At 64.8% G+C, this 2,475-nt stretch carries 3 protein-coding genes; all 3 read right to left on the bottom strand.

Annotated features, from left to right (window positions below; all coding sequences use genetic code 11):
* Positions 1-25: 25 nt before the first annotated feature.
* Complete coding sequence (tnpC, locus tag MA04_RS21610; RefSeq protein WP_262462821.1) at positions 26-1,603, bottom strand: IS66 family transposase; 1,578 nt, start codon at positions 1,601-1,603, stop codon at positions 26-28.
* Between the two features lie 74 nt (positions 1,604-1,677).
* Positions 1,678-2,013 (bottom strand): IS66 family insertion sequence element accessory protein TnpB, encoded by a 336-nt coding sequence (gene tnpB, locus MA04_RS21615; protein WP_014992698.1) that lies wholly within the window; start codon positions 2,011-2,013, stop codon positions 1,678-1,680.
* The gene (gene tnpA / locus MA04_RS21620) at positions 2,010-2,393 is read right to left on the bottom strand and encodes an IS66-like element accessory protein TnpA (RefSeq protein ID WP_262462823.1); all 384 of its coding nucleotides are present in this window, start codon (positions 2,391-2,393) and stop codon (positions 2,010-2,012) included. The genes tnpB and tnpA overlap by 4 nt, the downstream gene beginning before the upstream one ends.
* Positions 2,394-2,475: the final 82 nt, after the last annotated feature.

Here is a 2,475-nt window from a genome sequence, read left to right on the forward strand (position 1 = left end):
GTAAGCGTCCGGTAATCCCACCTTGTCAGGCGGAGGTCGGCGCCCAGTTTTGCGGCAGGAGTTCGTCGATGGCGTTGTTCTTCTGTGTCGGCAGCCGAGCCAGCACATCCTTCAGATACGCATAAGGATCGTGGCCGTTCAGCTTCGCCGACTGGATCAGGCTCATGACGGCGGCCGCACGTTGACCACTGCGCAGAGAGCCCGCGAACAGCCAGTTATTGCGCCCCAGCGCCCAGGGGCGGATCTGGTTTTCCACCCGGTTGTTGTCGATCGGCACCGCGCCATCGTCCAGGTAGCGCGTCAGCGCCGCCCAGCGTTTCAGGCTGTAGTCCAGGGCTTTGGCCGTGCCCGAGCCGTCCGGGACTTTTTGCCGTCGGGAGATCATCCATTGGTGCAGGGCGTCGGCGATGGGCCGGGCTTTTTCGTTGCGCAAGCGCTGGCGGTCTTTATCCGGCAGATCCTTCGCCTCTCGCTCGATCCCGTACAGCGCACCGATGGACTCCAGCGCTTGGGCGGCCAGCTCACTCTTGTTGGCCACGTGCAGGTCGTGGAACTTGCGACGGGCGTGCGCCAGGCAACCGATCTCGGTAATGCCCTCGCCGAAGCCCGCCTTATAGCCAGCGTAGTCGTCACACACCAGCTTGCCATGCCAGTCCCCCAGGAAGGCGCGGGCGTGTGCGCCCGCCCGGCTGGGCGCGAAGTCGTAGACCGTGGCCTTCAGTTCAGAGAACGAGGTGCTGCAGTAAGCCCACACATAGGCCCGGTGGGTTTTCTTCTTGCCCGGTGCCAGCATCGCTACCGGCGTTTCATCCGCGTGCAGCACCGGCTGGGCTAGCAACTGGGCTCTGAGCGCATCCACCAGTGGCTGCAACCACACACCGCAGGTGCCCACCCACTCGGCCAGGGTGGAACGGGGGATCGCCAGACCGGCCCGGCCGAAGATGCGCTCCTGGCGGTACAGGGGCAGATGATCGGCGTACTTGGCCACCAGCACCTGGGCCAGCAGCCCAGACGTCGGGATGCCTTTGTCGATGACTTGCCTCGGCACCGGCGCCTGGATCAAGGTCTCGCATTGCTCGCAGGCCCACTTGCCCCGGATATGGCGCTCCACCGTGAACTCGCCCGGCACGTAGTCCAGCTTCTCGCTGATGTCCTCGCCGACGCGCTTGAGCGCACACCCACAGCGGCATTGCGTATCCTCGGGTTCGTGGTGGATCAGGGTGCGGGGCAGTTGCGGCGGCAGCGGCGTGCGCTTGGGTTGTTGCTTGGCCGGAGCGGCGGGCGCCTGCGTTGGAAGTAACTCGGCCAGCTCCGCCTCCATGGCGGCCAGGTCGGCGTCGATCAGTTCGTCAAGCAACTGGCCCTGCGCGCCCTTGAACTGCTCGCTGCGCCGGGCGAACTTATGGCGCTTGAGCAGCGCCAGTTCATGGGCCTGCTTCTCGATCACCGCGTCGCGGTGACGGATCGCTTTTTCTTGTTGGCTGAGGGTCCGGTCATTTTGGGCGAGGACCCGATCCTTGCTCTCCAAGTGATCGAACAACTCGGTGGCCAGGGCACGGAGTTGGTCGGGAGAGAGGGCGTTGAGGTCAGGGCGCGAGGTCATGCGGACAGTATGCCAAGCCAGCGCCCGGCGGGCGATTGGAGGTTGGGCGTATAGCCAACGGGAACGAGGTGTGGTTACAGCACCGAGATCACGGCCTCGTCGCCCAGTCGCTGCCAGGGCAGGCCCTGCACCAGGGCGGCCAGTTGTTCTTCATTCAGGCGCAACTGATCGCCGCGCCAAGCGTCACCCCAGTGGAACTTGCCCCGATGGAGCCGGCGGGCGCACAGCCAGATACCGAAGCCGTCGTGGATCAGCACTTTCATGCGGTTGCCCCGGCGGTTGGCGAACAGGTAAGCCTGATGTGGCTTCGCCGCACCGAACACCTGGATCACCCGGGCCAGGGCCTTGTCCGGTCCGGCGCGCATGTCCAGTGGCGCGGTGGCCAGCCAGATCTCGTCGATGCGGATCATCGCAGCAGCTCGCGTAACAGGGCCAGGCACTGATGGGCCTGCTCGGCGGGCCATTCCACGATGACCGGTCCGCCGGAGCGGGGCACTTCAATGCGGATGCGGTTATCCGACTCCTTGGCGCAAGACCGGTCAGGAGGGCTCGACGCCACCGGTACCGCCAAGGGCATAAACGCGGGTGACGTTATTGTCTGGCCGGCTTGCTCGGCTTCACGGATCCAGCGGCGGACCAGGTTGGCGTTAAGTTGGTTGTCCAGGGCGATCCGGGAGACGGACACGCCCGGTTCCTGACAGGCGGCCACGATGTGCGCCTTGAACTCACGGGAGAAGTGACGGCGACGTCGCGGTTGAGGTTGGGGCTGAGATACGCTTAACGGGTCCATCGATAGTGTCCACTAAGAAATAAGTGGACACTATCGTGAAGGCCGCAACCGTCGACTCAAGATGGGGTCGCCGGACGCTTAC

The sequence above is a fragment of the Alloalcanivorax balearicus MACL04 genome, assembly GCF_025532145.1.
Classification (GTDB): Bacteria; Pseudomonadota; Gammaproteobacteria; order Pseudomonadales; family Alcanivoracaceae; genus Alloalcanivorax; species Alloalcanivorax balearicus.